The following is a 14804-nucleotide window of genomic DNA, read 5'->3' as shown; positions in this document are numbered from 1 at the left end:
GACGGCCCGCGCCGACAACTGGCTGTCCCAGGGCCCCTGGACGGTCGTCGACAAGCCCAAACCCGCACCCGGCGGCGACATCCACGACTACCTCAGTCAGGCCCCCTACTGGTGGCCCACCACGACCCCGACCGCCGACAACCCCTGGGGCTGCCCGTACGTCCAGCGCGACGGACAGCGCAACCCCGAGGTCGACTCCGGCACCGACCGCCAGGACGTGGAGCACGTCTTCGACTCGACGTACGACCTCTCCCTGGCCTGGTACTACACGGGCAGGAAGGCGTACGCGGAGAAGGCCGCCCAGATCCTGCGCACCTGGTTCCTCACCCCGGCCACCCGCATGAACCCGAACCTGAACCACGCCCAGTTCATCCCGTGCAAGTACGACGGCCGGTCCATCGGCATCATCGACTTCTCGCAGTCGTACACGAGCGTGCTCGACGCACAGGCCCTCCTCGCCACCGGCGCCCCGGGCTGGAGCGCCAAGGACCGTGCCGCGATGGGCAAGTGGAACTCCGACTTCCTCGGCTGGCTGAAGAACGGCGACTTCGGCAAGGAGGAGGGCGCGGCCGCCAACAACCACGGCACCTTCTACGACATGCAGCTCGCCGCCCTGGCGTACGCGACCGGCGACCGGGCGCTGGCCCGGCGGACCGTGCTCGACGCGCGCACCAAGCGCATCGACCCGCAGATCGCGGCCGACGGCAGCCAGCCGCAGGAGCTCGCGCGGACGCGCAGCTGGCACTACTCGACCTTCGACCTGGTCGCCTACACGCGGCTCGCCGCCATCGGCCGGCATGTCGGCGTGAACCTGTGGGCCTATCAAGGGCCGGAGGGGCAGGGGGTGTTCAAGGCGCTGGACTATCTGCTGCCCCCGGCGACCGGGGCTGCCACGTGGTCGTATCCGGAGCTCGAGTTCCACCGGTTCGCGGCGAGCGACATCGTGCACGCCGCGGCGGACGCGGGGGACAAGGCGGCGCAGAGGGCCGTACCGAACCTGGAGACCCCGCCCGGCGGTGACCTCTGGGCGCTGCGCCCGGCCGCCGAGCAGCTGGACTCCATAGCGGGCTGACCAGGCCCTTCCCGACCGGGACTCCTGAGCGTCCGCTTAGGATGGAGTGTCCCCACCGCTCCGCCCCGCGACGCCCAGGAGTCCCACCCGTGACCGCACAAGCCCCGACGGCCCCCGCCCTCTCGTACGGCCGGCTGATGCCCGTCACCGTGCACTTCGACGATCTGGACGCGCTCGGACTGCTCCACAACGCCCGCTACCCGCTGAAGGTCGAGCGGGCCTGGACCGAGCTGTGGCAGGAGCACGGCATTCACTTCGACGGCGACTGGGTCGCGGCCGGCGACGCCTGCAACGCGGTCAAGGAGCTGGTCATCAGCTACGAGGCACCGGTGACCCGGCCGGGCGAGTACGCCGTCCACCTGTGGCTGGAGCGGCTGGGGAACACCGGGCTGACGTACGGCTTCCGATTCTGCTCGGCGGACGGCACCGAGACGTACGCGCGGGGCACCCGGGTGCTGGTCCGGCTGGACGCGACCACGATGCGCCCCGCGCCGTGGAGCGACGGTTTCAGGGCCGCGGGTCGGGAACTGCTGCGGCCCGCGGACTGACCTCGCGCCGGGTGCGGGGGTCGCCGGTGCGCAGGACGCCGGCGAAGGCCGCGAGGCCGCAGGCCAGGACCGTCACCAGCATGAACGACACCACCAGGCTCGTCGCCTGCGCCACCCCGCCGATCAGGCTGGGGGCGATCAGGCCCGAGGTGTAGGTGATGGTCGCGACGCCCGCGATGGCCTGGCTCGGATTCGGGCCGCTGTGCCCGGCCGCCGCGAAGCAGAGCGGTACGACGACCGCGATGCCGAGGCCGAGCAGCGCGAACCCGGTCATCGCCACCGCCGGAACACCGGCCACGACGATGAGCAGGCCGCCGAGCACGGCGAAGGCCCCGCCCGCCCGCACCGTGCGGACCGCGCCGAAGCGGTTCACCACCGCGTCGCCCACGAGCCGGGCCACCGCCATGGTGAGCATGAAGCCGGTCGTGCAGGCCGCGGCGAGACCGGCCGAGGTGTCCAGCTGGTCCCGCAGGAAGACCGCCGACCAGTCCAGGCTCGCGCCCTCCGCGAAGACCGCGCAGAAGCCGACCGCGCCGATGAGCAGCGCCGACTTCGGCGGCAGCGCGAACCGCGGCGGCGGCTCCTCGTCCGCGGCGGGCTGCACATCGAGGACCCAGGTGCAGGCCAGGACGCCGAGAGTCGTCAGCGTCGCCGACGCCAGCGCGAAGTGCACACGGGCGTCCGCGCCCAGGTGCGCCGCCAGCGTGCCGCCCGCCGAGCCGATCAGCGCGCCCGCGCTCCACATGCCGTGCAGCCCGGACATGATCGACCTGTTGAGCCGGTGCTCGATCTCGATGCCGAGTGCGTTCATGGCGACGTCGGCCATGCCGGCGCTCGCGCCGTAGGTGAACATCGCCAGGCACAGCGTGAGCATGTTCGGGGCGAGGGACGGCAGGACGAGGGCCAGCGTCCACAGGACGATCAGCCCGCGCAGGGCCGTACGGCTGCCGAAGCGGTGGCTGATGCGGCCGGCCAGCGGCATCGAGCAGGAGGCGCCGAAGGCCGTGAAGGCGAGCGCGAAGCCCAGCTCGCCCGCGCTGAGGTGCGCGTGCTCCCGGATCCACGGGACGCGGGTCGCGAACGAGCCGGTGACGGCGCCGTGCACGGCGAACACGGCCGCCACGGCGTACCGGGCGCGCCTCACCACACGCAGGTCATGGACCACGTCGTTCATTCTGCGTCCCCTCCCGTTTCCCGTTTCCCGTCCTGTGCTCGGTAGCGCCGCGTAAACTATCAGGGTCCCTTCCTGATAGATAGAGGATTAATGGACGATCGGGCGACAGGTCGGGTGGCAGGGCTCCCTGCCTGCCCGCCCCCGCTCATCTGGAAGGATCCCGGCATGCCCGCATCCCCGAGCACCGCCCGGGCCATCAACGACCGGCTCGCCCTGCGGCTTCTGCAGCAGGAGGGCCCGTTGACGGCGGGGCAGTTGAAGCAGCTGACCGGACTGTCCCGGCCGACGGTCGCCGACCTCGTCGAGCGCCTCGCCGCGGCCGGGCTGATCGGTGTGGTCGGGGAGGCGGGGGAGCAGCGGCGAGGGCCGAACGCGAAGCTGTACGGGATCGTGGCCGACCGTGCGTATCTGGCGGCGCTGGATGTGCGGATGGAGGGCGTCTCGGTCGTCGTGTCCGACCTGGTGGGACGGGTGCTCGCGGAGGCTTCCGTGCCGATCGGCGGGGACACGGGGACCGAGCCGGCGGTGGAACAGGCGGTCGCGCTGGTCGAGCGGGTGGCGAAGGAGGCCGCCGCGGACCGGCTGCACACGATCGGGATCGGTGCGCCCGGGCTGATCGACCCGGTCACGGGTGAACTCCGCGACTCGACCGGCCTGCCCGAATGGCACCGCCGCCTGTGCGCCGCCCTCCAGGAGCGCTTCCCCGAGGCGCGGGTCAGCGTCGAGAACGAGACCAATCTCGCGGCACTCGCGGAACAACGGGACGGCGCGGCCCGGGACCGGGACACCTTCGTGCTCCTGTGGCTGGGGCACGGGACGGGGGCGGCGGTGGTGCTGGACGGTTCCCTGCGGCGGGGCGCTTCGGGCGGCACCGGGGAGATCGGGTTCCTGCCGGTGCCGGGGACGACCGGACTGCCGTCGGCCACCGCGTGTGACGGGGGGTTTCACTCGCTGGCGGGGTCGGCGGCGGTGGTGGAGTTGGCGGGGGAGTTCGGGGTGGTGGCGGACGGGGCGGTGGATGAGCCGCCGGCCGCAGCGGTGGTGCGGGGGGCCGTGCTCCTGGTGTCCGGGGATGCGGGGGCGAGCGCGGGTGAAGCAGGGTCGGTGTCGGAGATGAGCGAGGGGCCGGCCCTTGCCGAAGGCGTTGAGCGGCATGCCGGTGGCGTGTCGGACGCGGGCTCCGCCGAACGTTTCCTCGACGCCCTCGCCGATCGCCTCGCCATAGGCGTCGCGTCGGTCGTGGCCGTCCTCGACCCCGGATGCCTCGTCCTCGGCGGTGAGGTCGGGCAGGCCGGCGGGGGTGAGCTCGCCGCACGTGTGGCGGAGCGGGTCCGGCGGATGTCGCCGCTGCCCACCGAGGTCCGGTCGAGCGACCTCGGTGGTGGCGCCGTACTGCGCGGGGCGCTGCTCACCGCGCGGGACCGCGCTCAGGACGAGTTGTTCGCGCCGCCCGAGCGGTAGTCACGTCTGCCGAGGGGCGGTTCGGGACGGTGCGCCGGTCCGGACGGCGTGTCCGCGGCTTCCGTGCGCTGGTCCGGACCGCGCGTCAGCGACTGCCGCTCGCCAGTCCGGACCGGCGAGTCCGAGACCCCCGCTCGGCGGTCCCGACGGAGCGTCCGCGCCCCCCTGCTCGCGACTCTCCTCCACTCGGCACTCGTTTCTACTCAGCACTCGTTCGCGTCCCCGCGTCTCATCCGTCGGCGTCAGCAGCGGTGTTGGTGTCGGGCGTCGGAAGTGGTGTTGGCGTCGACGTTCGTGTCGGCGTCGGCTCGGCGAAGGCCGAGGGTGTGGTCGCCAGCCACAGCAGCCCGGCCGGCGCCCCCACCCCCACTCCCAGCAACGCCATCAGCCCCGCGTCGCTGCCCGCCGACAGGGACCCCAAGTGCTGGGCGTGGAACAGCAGATGCGGCACCGAGGCCGTCAGGTAGGCCGTCAGTGCCGTGAGCACCAGGCGCCGTTCCATCGCCGTGACGGCCGCGCACAGCACCACGGCCAGCGCGAGGTCTGCCCCGCCGAGGTCCCGGAGCAGATGTTCGTTGTACGGCGGAAGGAACGACACCCAGCGCCACTTCCAGAACGCCTCCGGCAGCAGCAGGACCCACAGCCCGAGCAGCACCTGCGTACCGGCGAGGACCCCCAGCCCGGCCCGCAGCCAGTGACGTCGGCTCACCCCTGCCCCCTCGCCAGGTACTCCTCGAACGTCCCCTTCCCGACCGCGTGTTCCGGCGTGCAGTGCCCGCCCTCGCGGAACGCCCGGTACGCCTTGCCCCACAGCGGCACGTTCACCACCGCCCGCCTCCGCCCCGTCGCCTTCAGATAGGAACGGGCCAGCGACTCGAAGGTCCGGATCTCGGGGCCGCCCATGTCCTCGACCCGTCCCGCAGGCTCCCCCTGCGCCAACTCGGCCAACCGGTCCGCGACTTCGGCCACCTCGATCGGCTGGTCCGACACTCCGGCCGGGAGCGGTACGACCGGTAGTTTGGCCAGCGCCCGGAACAGCATGACGGGCAGGTCGTGGAACTGGGTCGTGCGCAGCACCGTCCAGCCGAGTCCCGACTCCTCGATGCGCCTCTCCACCGCGAGCTTGGTCCGGTAGTACGGGAACGGAACCCGGTCGATGCCGACGATCGAGATGTAGACCAGATGAGTCACCCCGGCCCGGCGCGCCGCCGCGATCAGGTTCGTCGCCGCCTTCTCGTCGCCGCCGGTCTGCGTGGTCGCGCAGTGCACGATCGTGTCCACGCCCTCGACCGCCGCGTCCAGCCCGGCACCGCCCGCCCGCAGATCGACGCCGTACGGCTGCGAGTGCCGACTGAGCACCCGCACCTCGTGGCCGTCCGCCCGCAGCCGCTCGGTGACGAGCCGGCCGAGTGTTCCGGTCCCGCCGGTCACCAGGATCGTGGTCATGCTGTTCAGCCCCTTCACGCGCCGGGTGCTCCCGGGTGGAACGCCCTTCGCCAGCTGAGACTGAGCAGCCCCCGCGGAATGTGACAGGCGCCCGGCAGGGCCCGTCCAAGCCCTGCCGGCCGACGCCTGTGGTGAGCAGGCCGGTCCGCAGGCCGCAGCTGGGTCGAGGACGGCCGGAGAGGCGAGGGTCGAGTCGTCGAAGCCACCGCGGCCGACGAAGTCCCGGCGTCTTGGCCTTGTGCGGGTGGTTGATCCAGGCCACGTCCTGGAGGACGGCGGGACCGCCCCGCCGGCGACGGTGCGACGCGCGGGCCGGGATCCGCTCGAACGGACCCGACCGGGCCCTACCGGGAGCGCGTGAGCTGGCGCCGTACGAAGCCCAGCTTGTCCGGGTTGACCATGACCCGTACATGGCCGATCAGGCCGTCCCGCACATCGAACGCGACCACAGCGGCAAGCGTGTCCCCGGCCCATGCGGCCAGCCCGGGCGCGCCGTTGACCTCGGCCCACGTGTACTCCAGGCCCGCCGCGAACCGTTCGACACCGCCCGCCACCAGCCGTACGACCTTGTCCCGGCCGAAGACCGGCCGCCGGGCCGCGCTGACCTTGCCGCCGCCGTCGCTGGACCAGGTCACATCCGCCGCGAGCACCTTCTCCAGACCCGCGAGGTCCCCGTCCCGGGCCGCCGTCAGGAACGACGTGACCAGCTCCTGCTGCCGCTCCGGCACCGGCTCGAACCGCGACCGGTCCTCGCCCACCCGCCGCACCGCCCGTCGGTACAGCTGACGGCAGTTGGCCTCGGTCAGATCCAGCGCGCCGGCGATCTCCCGGTGGCCGTACCCGAAGGCCTCGCGCAGCACGTACACCGCGCGCTCGGTCGGTGTGAGCCGCTCCAGCAGGACCAGCATCGCCATCGACACGGCGTCCCGCTGCTCCGCCGACTCCAGCGGGCCGAGCGTGCCGTCCGAGGTGATGACCGGCTCCGGCAGCCAGGTGCCGACGTACTGCTCGCGCCGGGCCCGCGCCGAGGTCAGGCGCGTGAGGCAGAGATGGGTGACGACCTTGGCCAGCCAGGCGGCCGGGTGCTCGATGGCCGTACGGTCCACGCCGCTGAAGCGGAGATACGCGTCCTGCACCGCGTCCTCGGCCTCGTCGGCCGAACCCAGCAGGCGGTAGGCCAGGCCGAACAGGCGCGGACGGTGCGGCTCGAAGTCGTCGGCGGTCGCGCTGCTCATGGCTCCACCCTGCCAGAGCCCACCGACAACGGAGTGAGGTGGCCCGGCGACGGGCAAGGGCCGTCGTCACCGCCGCCGGGCCGGCACGGGAAGATCCAGAAAGGACTAGACCATAGGGTCCAACAGGTGAGCGGGAGTTGAGAAGTCCAGTAACGTCACCTGTGAGCCAACCCACACCGCTCGCCCGTATGGGCGTCAATCAGGCGTGGCACACTGGCTCTGTACCAGAAGCAGCGCACTCCGGGGTCGGTGAAATTCCGAACCGGCGGTTACAGTCCGCGACCCGGTCGCTTCCAGCGGCCGGTTGACCAGGTGAAATTCCTGGACCGACGGTTAAAGTCCGGATGGGAGGCAGTGCGCGGCGGGCGGGCATTCGTGCGCGCCGCCGTATGCGCTCGTCCGTGCGGACGGGTCGGTCCGGCGTCGCCCCCGGTGTCCTCGCTCGTCCTCTGTCGTCTTCGACAGCCCCGGAGTCCGTGCCCGAATGAGGCAGGAGGACCCGGGAAGTGTTCACCGGAATCGTCGAAGAGCTGGGTGAGATCACCGCTGTCGAGAACCTCGGTGACTCCTGTCGTTTCCGAGTGCGCGGCCCGGTGGTCACCGAGGGCGCGAAGCACGGGGACTCCATCGCCGTCAACGGCGTCTGCCTCACGGTCGTCGAGCACGAGACCGACTGGTTCACCGCCGACGTCATGGCGGAGACCCTCGACCGCTCCAGCCTCGGCGCCATCGCCGTCGGCTCCCGCGTCAACCTCGAACGGCCCATGGCGGTGGGCGCGCGCCTGGGCGGGCACATCGTGCAGGGTCATGTCGACGGCACCGGGCAGGTCCTGGAGCGCAAGCCGTCCGAGAACTGGGAGATCATCAAGATCTCGCTGCCCGCGGACCTCACGCGCTACGTCGTGGAGAAGGGCTCCATCACCGTCGACGGCATCAGCCTCACGGTCGTCGACGCCGGCCCCGACTACTTCACGGTCAGCCTCATCCCGACCACCCTCGCCCTGACCACGCTCGGCATCAAGCAGCCCGGCGACCCGGTCAACCTCGAGGTGGACGTCGTGGCCAAGTACGTCGAGCGCCTGCTCGCCGCCGGTCAGGGGGCCGCGCAGTGAACTCCCTCAACTCCGAGGCCTTCGTCCTGTTCGGCCAGCACATCCTCTGGTCGGACATGATCGGCAACATCCTCGGCCTGATCGCCCTCGCCCTCGGCTGGCGGCGCAACCTCTGGAGCTGGCCGGTCCAGTTCGCCTCCGGCCTCATCCTCTTCGGCGCCTTCTTCGGCCATCTGACCGGCAGCGCGGGCAAGCAGGCGGTCGTCATGGCCGTCGCCCTGTACGGCTGGTGGCAGTGGAACCGCAACAAGGGTGAGTCCGGCGACGGCCACATCGCCCCGCGGTTCGCCACCTGGCGCGAGCGCGGCGCGATGATCGGCGCCGCCGCGGTCGGCACGGTCGTGGTCGCCCTGCTCTTCAAGGCCTACCCGTCCCTGTCCTGGGACCCCTGGCCGGACGCCTACATCTTCGTCGGCACCATCGTCGCCATGTACGCCCAGGCGCGCGGCATGGTCGAGTTCTGGTTCGCCTGGCTCCTCGTCGACCTGGTCGGCGTCCCCCTCAACTTCGCCAACGGCTACGCCTTCTCCGGCTTCGTCTACGTCATCTACGGCGCACTCGTCCTGTGGGGCATGCGCGACTGGTGGCTGCGCTCCCGCAGGACGTCGCAGCCCGTCCTGGAAGGAGCGCCGGCATGACAGCGGCACCGATTCTCTACAGCACGGACGGCATCGAGGACTGGTCGCTCGACCCGGTCGAGCAGGCCATCGCCGACATCGCGGCCGGCCGCCCGATCGTGGTCGTCGACGACGAGGACCGCGAGAACGAGGGCGACCTGGTCGTCGCCGCCGAGAAGGTCACCCCCGAGATCGTGGCCTTCATGATGAGCGAGTGCCGCGGCCTGATCTGCGCGCCCATGGAGAGCGACGAGCTGGAGCGGCTGAAGCTCCCGCAGATGGTCGACGACAACACCGAGTCGATGAAGACGGCCTTCACCGTCTCCGTGGACGCCTCCGGCGCGCACGGCGTGACCACCGGCATCTCGGCCTCCGACCGCGCCACCACGCTCCGGCTCCTGGCGAGCGGTGACGCCGAGGCTTCCGACTTCGTGCGCCCCGGCCACATCTTCCCCCTGCGCGCCAAGCCCGGCGGCGTCCTGACCCGCAACGGCCACACCGAGGCCGCCGTCGACCTCGCCCGCCTCGCGGGCCTGCGCCCGGCCGGCGCGATCGTCGAGATCGCCGGCGAGGACGGCCGCATGCTGCGCCTGCCCGAGCTGATCCCGTTCGCCCGCAAGCACGGCCTGACGATCATCTCCATCGAGGACCTGATCGCCTACCGCCGGACCAGCGAGCCCACCGTCCGCCGCGAGGCCGAGACCCATCTGCCCACCGCCCACGGCGAGTTCAAGGCCTACGGCTACCGCTCCACCGTCGACGGCGTCGAGCACGTCGCTCTCGTCGCCGGCGAGATCGGCGACGGCGAGGACGTCCTGGTCCGCGTCCACTCCGAGTGCCTGACCGGCGACATCTTCTCTTCCCTGCGCTGCGACTGCGGACCCCAGCTGAACGCCTCCCTGGAGCGCATCCAGGAAGAGGGCAGGGGAGTGGTCGTCTACCTGCGCGGCCACGAGGGCCGCGGTATCGGCCTGCTCTCCAAGCTGCGCGCCTACGAGCTCCAGGAGCGGGGCCGCGACACCCTCGACGCCAACCTGGAGCTCGGCCTGCCCGCCGACGCCCGGGACTACGGCGCGGGTGCCCAGATCCTCGAAGACCTCGGCGTCCGCAGCGTCCGCCTGATGACCAACAACCCCGACAAGACCGACGCTCTTGTCCGCCATGGGCTCAAGGTCACCGGCCGGGAGCCGATGCCCGTACAGGCGGGTGAGCACAACCTCCGCTACCTGCGCACCAAGCGGGACCGGATGGGACACGACCTGCCCTGGCTGGACACCACCCCGGTGTCCACCTGCAGCAACCAGTAATCGCACCTCTAGGAGACAAGAGAACGTGAGCGGCAAGGGCGCACCGGAGCTGTCCGTACGCAACGTCGGAGACCTGCGGGTCGCCGTCATCGCGGCGCAGTGGCACGAAAAGGTGATGGACGGCCTGGTGGACGGCGCCCTGCGCGCCCTGCACGACCTCGGCATCGACGAGCCGACCCTGCTGCGGGTCCCCGGCAGCTGGGAGCTCCCGGTCGTCGCCAAGGTCCTCGCGGGCCGCGGCTACGACGCGATCGTCGCCCTCGGTGTCGTCATCCGCGGCGGCACCCCGCACTTCGAGTACGTGTGCCAGGGCGTCACCCAGGGCCTGACCCAGGTCTCCGTCGAGACCGGCGTCCCCGTCGGGTTCGGCGTGCTGACCTGCGACACCGAGGAACAGGCCCTGGACCGCGCCGGAATCGCGGGCTCCAGCGAGGACAAGGGGCACGAGGCGGTGACGGCGGCGGTGGCGACCGCGGCCACCCTCCGCTCAGTATCTGAACCGTGGCGCTGACGAATCGCGTATGTGGATAGGGTGGGCGTCACCATGTCCAATAAGACGTTCGAGGAGCTCTTCACCGAGCTCCAGCACAAGGCCGCCCACGGCGATCCCGCCACTTCCCGCACCGCAGAACTGGTCGGCAAGGGCGTCCATGCCATCGGCAAGAAGGTCGTCGAAGAGGCCGCCGAGGTCTGGATGGCCGCCGAGTACGAGGGCAAGGAGGCGGCCGCCGAGGAGATCTCGCAGCTGCTGTACCACGTCCAGGTGATGATGGTCGCCCGCGGGATCTCCCTGGACGACGTCTACGCCCACCTGTAAGCCGCACACCCCCACTCGCACACCTCACACGCAAAGGAAGCCGACCTCATGCTGCGCATCGCCGTCCCCAACAAGGGTTCCCTGTCAGGCCCTGCGGCGGAGATGCTGCATGAGGCCGGCTACCAGCAGCGCCGCGAGTCCAAGGAGCTGCGGATCGTCGACCCGGTCAACGACGTGGAGTTCTTCTACCTCCGGCCGCGCGACATCGCGATCTACGTCTCCTCCGGCCAGCTCGACATCGGCATCACCGGCCGCGACCTGCTGATCGACTCCGGCGCCGACGCCGAGGAGATCCTCCCGCTCGGCTTCGCCCGCTCCACCTTCCGCTTCGCCTCCAAGCCGGGCACCGCGACCGGCATCGAGGACCTGAAGGGCAAGACGATCGCCACCTCGTACGAGGGCATCGTCGCGGGGCACCTCGCCGACGGCGGCATCGACGCCTCCGTCGTGCACCTGGACGGCGCCGTCGAGACCGCCATCGAGCTCGGTGTCGCCGAGGTCATCGCGGACGTCGTCGAGACCGGCACCAGCCTGCGCAATGCCGGCCTGGAGGTCTTCGGCGAGCCGATCATGAAGTCCGAGGCCATCGTCATCCGCCGCACCGGGGCGGACGGCGAGGAGCCCAAGGTGCAGCAGTTCCTGCGCCGCCTCCAGGGCGTCCTGGTGGCCCGGACGTACGTGATGATGGACTACGACTGCCGAGTCGAGCAGCTGGAGAAGGCCGTCGCCCTGACCCCCGGTCTGGAGTCGCCGACCGTCTCCCCGCTGCACAACGAGGGCTGGGTCGCCGTCCGCGCGATGGTCCCCGCCAAGGAGGCCCAGCGGATCATGGACGACCTGTACGATCTCGGCGCCCGGGCCATCCTGACCACGGCCATCCACGCCTGCCGTCTCTGAGGGACGTACGAGAGATGTCCGCACTGCCCACCCTCCCGGTCACCTTCCGGCCGGGCCGCACCCGGGCCGTCCTGCTCACCAGCGGTGTCGTGATCTTCGTGGTGATCACGGTCATCGCGCTGCTCCTGGACCAGCTCAGCCCCGGCGAGAAGCTCAGCTTCGTCCTCACCGGCGCGATCCTCTTCGGCGTGCTGGCAACCCTCGCCCGGGTGAAGGTCGTCGCCGCCGAGGACGGCGTCACCGTGGTCAACATCGCCAGCAGGCGCCACCTGGAATGGGCCGAAATCCTCCATGTGAACCTGCGCCCCGGGGACCCCTGGGTCTTCCTCAACCTCAGCGACGGCACCAGCCTGCCCGCGCTGGGCATCCAGCCCGGCATCGCAAAGGAGCGTGCCATCGCCGACGCGCGCACCCTCCGGGCGCTCGCCGAGGCCCGCTCGACAAGGGATCTGCCGTAGAGGCCCTTGTCTTGATTAATCTGTTGGCGGAGGCGTTTTCGTCGCGCCTCCGCCGCCGATGTTCCCGCCGGGCATCGGCTGCCCCTGCTACCCGAGGAGTGACTCCCTCCAGCGATGGACGGATCGTCCTGTAGTACCTGCGCCGCCCCCTCACGACATACCGAGGCGGCGGCATCATGACCACCCCCCTGCTGCTCCTCGGAGCGGCCCTCCTGCTGATCCTCGCCAACGGCTTCTTCGTCGCCGCGGAGTTCGGCCTGGTCACGGTCGAGTCCACGGACGCCGAGAAGGCCGCGGCCGAGGGCGACAAACGAGCCCGCAGGGTCGCGGAGTCGCTGAAGGAACTCTCCTTCCAGCTCTCCGGCACCCAGCTCGGCATCACCATCACCTCCCTCGTCGTCGGCATGCTCGCCGAACCGGCGCTCGCGGAGCTGCTGCACGGCCCGTTCAAGGCCGTCGGCATCCCCGAGGGGGCGGTCTCCGGCGTCGCGGTGGTCGTCGGCATGCTGCTGGCTTCGGCCGTGCAGATGGTGATCGGCGAACTCGTGCCCAAGAACTGGGCGGTGTCCAAGCCCATGCAGGTCGCGCGTTTCGTCGCCGGCCCGCAGCACGCCTTCGCGCGCCTGTTCCGCCCGGTCATCGCCGCGCTGAACACGGTCGCCAACCGCCTCGTCCGCGCCCTGGGCGTCGAGCCCGCCGATGAGCTGGCCTCCGCCCGCACCCCCGGCGAGCTGGTCTCCCTGGCCCGGCACTCCGCACAGGCCGGCGCCCTGGAACAGGACACGGCCGACCTCTTCGTACGGACCCTGTCGCTCGCCGAGCTGACCGCGCAGCACGTCATGACCCCGCGCGTGAAGGTCAGCGCGCTGCAGTCGTCGGCGACCGCCGAGGACGTGGTCAACCTGACCCGCGCCACCGGCCTGTCCCGCTTCCCCGTCTACAAGGAGAAGATCGACGAGGTCGTCGGCATGGTCCACCTCAAGGACGCGCTGGCGGTCCCCGCACACGACCGTCTGCGCACCCCGGTCCTCCGTATCGCCCGCCCGGCGCTGCTGGTCCCGGAGACCCTGCCGGTCCAGCCCCTGCTGGCCCAGCTGCGCAGCGAGCAGCCCATCGCGGTCGTCGTCGACGAGTACGGCGGCACGGCGGGCGTGGTCACCCTGGAGGACATCGTCGAGGAGATCGTCGGCGAGGTCCGCGACGAGCACGACGGCCAGGACGTGCCGGAACTCGCCGCCGCCCCGCCCGAGGACGGCAGGCCCGCCTGGGACGCCGACGGCAGCTGCCGCGTCGACATCCTGCAGCGGATAGGCCTTGACGTGCCCGAGGGCCCGTACGAGACCGTCGCGGGTCTGGTCGCCGACCTGCTCGGCCGCATCCCGGCCGCCGGCGACAAGGCCGAACTGCCCGGCTGGCGGCTGACCGTGCGCCGGGTGGGCCACTACCGTGCCGAGCGCGTGCGGCTGGTCCGGACCGGGCCGGTCGTGGAGGTCGCCCGATGAGCGTGCTCCAGCTCCTCTTCGCCGCGCTGCTCGTGCTCGCCAACGGGTTCTTCGTCGGCGCGGAGTTCGCGCTCGTGTCGGTCCGCCGAAGCCAGATCGAGCCATTGGGCACGGCCCGGGCCCGCCAGGTGTTGTACGGCCTCGAGCGGCTTCCGCAGATGATGGCCGCGGCCCAGTTCGGTATCACCGTCTGCTCGTTGACGCTGGGCGCGGTCGCCGAGCCGACGGTGGCACACCTGCTTGAACCGGTGTTCGAGTGGATCCATCTGCCGGACGGCGTGATCCACCCGCTGGGTTACGTCATCGCGCTCGCCGCGGTGGTCTTCTTCCACCTGGTCATCGGTGAGATGGTGCCGAAGAACCTGGCGATGGCCGCACCGGAGAAGGCCGCGGTGTGGCTCGCCCCGGGCCTGGTCGCCTTCGCCCGTGTCTGCAAGCCGATCACCATCGCGCTCGGCGCCGTCGCCCAGGGGATCCTGCGGCTCTTCCGGGTCGAGCCGAAGGACGAGGTCGAGGCGGTCTTCACCAGCGAGCAGCTCAACCGGCTGGTGGAGGACTCCGGCCAGGCCGGTCTGCTCGACCCGGAGGAGCAGGAACGTCTGGAGGACGCCCTGGAGCTGGGCTCCCGTCCGGTGACGGACGTGCTCCTGAAGCGCGAGTCCCTGGTGACGGTCAGCCCGTCGGTCACGCCGGGCCGCATCGTCGAGCTCACCGCCCGCACCGGCTACTCCCGCTTCCCGGTCGCAGCCGAGAACGGCGCCTTCATGGGCTATCTGCACGTGAAGGACGTACTCGACCTGGAGGACTCCCAGCGGGCCGTACCCCAGCAGCTCTGGCACCCGATGACGACCCTGAGGTCTGACCTGCCGCTCGACGACGCCCTCACGGTGATGCGCCGGGCCGCGACCCACCTGGCCCAGGTGGCCGACGGGTCGGGCAAGGTGCTGGGGCTGGTGGCGCTGGAGGACGTGCTGGAGTTGTTGGTGGGTGAGGTCACGGACCCGGCCCATCGAGAGGTGCCGGAGGTGAAGGTGACGGAGCCCAGGGGGAGCGGGGAGCCGGAGCAGGCGCTCGCGGGCTGAAGTACGGGGGCGGACTGCGGTTGTTGTCCGCCCCGGACGGGCCGCCCCGGACGGGCCGCCCGGGGCGGCCCGTCCG

Annotated in this window: 16 protein-coding genes and 1 riboswitch; of the genes, 12 read left to right on the top strand and 4 right to left on the bottom strand. The window is 71.3% G+C overall.

Annotated features, from left to right (window positions below):
• Nucleotides 1-1072, top strand: a 1072-nt coding sequence (locus tag ACWC09_RS39010; protein WP_450855789.1) for an alginate lyase family protein, incomplete at its 5' end; no start/stop codon positions are given.
• Between the two features lie 89 nt (nucleotides 1073-1161).
• On the top strand, nucleotides 1162-1620 hold the full coding sequence (locus tag ACWC09_RS39005; RefSeq protein ID WP_450855788.1) for an acyl-CoA thioesterase: 459 nt from the start codon (nucleotides 1162-1164) through the stop codon (nucleotides 1618-1620).
• Here the strand turns inward: ACWC09_RS39005 and ACWC09_RS39000 are convergent.
• Entirely contained in the window at nucleotides 1580-2794 is a 1215-nt protein-coding gene (locus ACWC09_RS39000) for an MFS transporter (RefSeq protein ID WP_450855787.1), read from the bottom strand. The two genes, ACWC09_RS39005 and ACWC09_RS39000, sit on opposite strands and share 41 nt — an antisense overlap.
• A gap of 165 nt (nucleotides 2795-2959) precedes the next feature.
• On the opposite strand from ACWC09_RS39000, the gene ACWC09_RS38995 reads away from it, so the two are divergent.
• Nucleotides 2960-4255 (top strand): ROK family transcriptional regulator, encoded by a 1296-nt coding sequence (locus ACWC09_RS38995; RefSeq protein ID WP_450855786.1) that lies wholly within the window; start codon nucleotides 2960-2962, stop codon nucleotides 4253-4255.
• 229 nt (nucleotides 4256-4484) lie between these two features.
• Here ACWC09_RS38995 and ACWC09_RS38990 read toward each other — a convergent pair whose 3' ends face one another.
• The 3 genes from ACWC09_RS38990 to ACWC09_RS38980 all read right to left on the bottom strand — a co-directional run bounded on the left by ACWC09_RS38990 (nucleotide 4485) and on the right by ACWC09_RS38980 (nucleotide 6936).
• Complete coding sequence (locus ACWC09_RS38990; protein ID WP_450855785.1) at nucleotides 4485-4964, bottom strand: hypothetical protein; 480 nt, start codon at nucleotides 4962-4964, stop codon at nucleotides 4485-4487.
• Nucleotides 4961-5701 carry an SDR family oxidoreductase gene (locus ACWC09_RS38985; RefSeq protein WP_450855784.1) on the bottom strand — a complete coding sequence of 247 codons (741 nt, stop codon included), beginning with the start codon at nucleotides 5699-5701 and terminating at the stop codon, nucleotides 4961-4963. Before ACWC09_RS38985 ends, ACWC09_RS38990 begins: the two co-directional genes overlap by 4 nt.
• Nucleotides 5702-6045: 344 nt before the next feature.
• A complete protein-coding gene (locus tag ACWC09_RS38980) occupies nucleotides 6046-6936 on the bottom strand; it encodes an RNA polymerase sigma-70 factor (protein ID WP_450855783.1) in 891 nt (296 codons plus the stop codon).
• 231 nt (nucleotides 6937-7167) lie between these two features.
• Nucleotides 7168-7298: riboswitch (FMN riboswitch) on the top strand.
• Between the two features lie 144 nt (nucleotides 7299-7442).
• Here ACWC09_RS38980 and ACWC09_RS38975 point away from each other — a divergent pair.
• The 9 genes from ACWC09_RS38975 to ACWC09_RS38935 all read left to right on the top strand — a co-directional run bounded on the left by ACWC09_RS38975 (nucleotide 7443) and on the right by ACWC09_RS38935 (nucleotide 14728).
• The gene (locus tag ACWC09_RS38975; RefSeq protein WP_450855782.1) at nucleotides 7443-8048 is read left to right on the top strand and encodes a riboflavin synthase; all 606 of its coding nucleotides are present in this window, start codon (nucleotides 7443-7445) and stop codon (nucleotides 8046-8048) included.
• Nucleotides 8045-8686 (top strand): nicotinamide mononucleotide transporter family protein, encoded by a 642-nt coding sequence (locus ACWC09_RS38970; protein ID WP_450855781.1) that lies wholly within the window; start codon nucleotides 8045-8047, stop codon nucleotides 8684-8686. The genes ACWC09_RS38975 and ACWC09_RS38970 overlap by 4 nt, the downstream gene beginning before the upstream one ends.
• Nucleotides 8683-9972: a bifunctional 3,4-dihydroxy-2-butanone-4-phosphate synthase/GTP cyclohydrolase II gene (locus ACWC09_RS38965; protein WP_450855780.1), complete on the top strand. Its 1290-nt coding sequence runs from the start codon at nucleotides 8683-8685 to the stop codon at nucleotides 9970-9972. The genes ACWC09_RS38970 and ACWC09_RS38965 overlap by 4 nt, the downstream gene beginning before the upstream one ends.
• Before the next feature lie 25 nt (nucleotides 9973-9997).
• The gene (ribH, locus tag ACWC09_RS38960) at nucleotides 9998-10483 is read left to right on the top strand and encodes a 6,7-dimethyl-8-ribityllumazine synthase (protein ID WP_450855779.1); all 486 of its coding nucleotides are present in this window, start codon (nucleotides 9998-10000) and stop codon (nucleotides 10481-10483) included.
• Nucleotides 10484-10516: 33 nt separating this feature from the next.
• Entirely contained in the window at nucleotides 10517-10789 is a 273-nt protein-coding gene (locus ACWC09_RS38955; RefSeq protein WP_030946750.1) for a phosphoribosyl-ATP diphosphatase, read from the top strand.
• Nucleotides 10790-10837: 48 nt separating this feature from the next.
• Nucleotides 10838-11686 (top strand): ATP phosphoribosyltransferase, encoded by an 849-nt coding sequence (hisG, locus tag ACWC09_RS38950; protein WP_450855778.1) that lies wholly within the window; start codon nucleotides 10838-10840, stop codon nucleotides 11684-11686.
• Between the two features lie 14 nt (nucleotides 11687-11700).
• Nucleotides 11701-12144 (top strand): PH domain-containing protein, encoded by a 444-nt coding sequence (locus ACWC09_RS38945; protein ID WP_450855777.1) that lies wholly within the window; start codon nucleotides 11701-11703, stop codon nucleotides 12142-12144.
• 176 nt (nucleotides 12145-12320) lie between these two features.
• Nucleotides 12321-13646: a hemolysin family protein gene (locus ACWC09_RS38940; protein WP_450855776.1), complete on the top strand. Its 1326-nt coding sequence runs from the start codon at nucleotides 12321-12323 to the stop codon at nucleotides 13644-13646.
• Complete coding sequence (locus tag ACWC09_RS38935) at nucleotides 13643-14728, top strand: hemolysin family protein (protein WP_450855775.1); 1086 nt, start codon at nucleotides 13643-13645, stop codon at nucleotides 14726-14728. The genes ACWC09_RS38940 and ACWC09_RS38935 overlap by 4 nt, the downstream gene beginning before the upstream one ends.
• The last annotated feature ends 76 nt before the right edge of the window (nucleotides 14729-14804 follow it).

The sequence above is a fragment of the Streptomyces sp. NPDC001617 genome (assembly GCF_053596855.1).
Note: the sequence above shows the minus strand (reverse complement) of the source record. Positions and strands in the feature narration are given on the sequence as shown.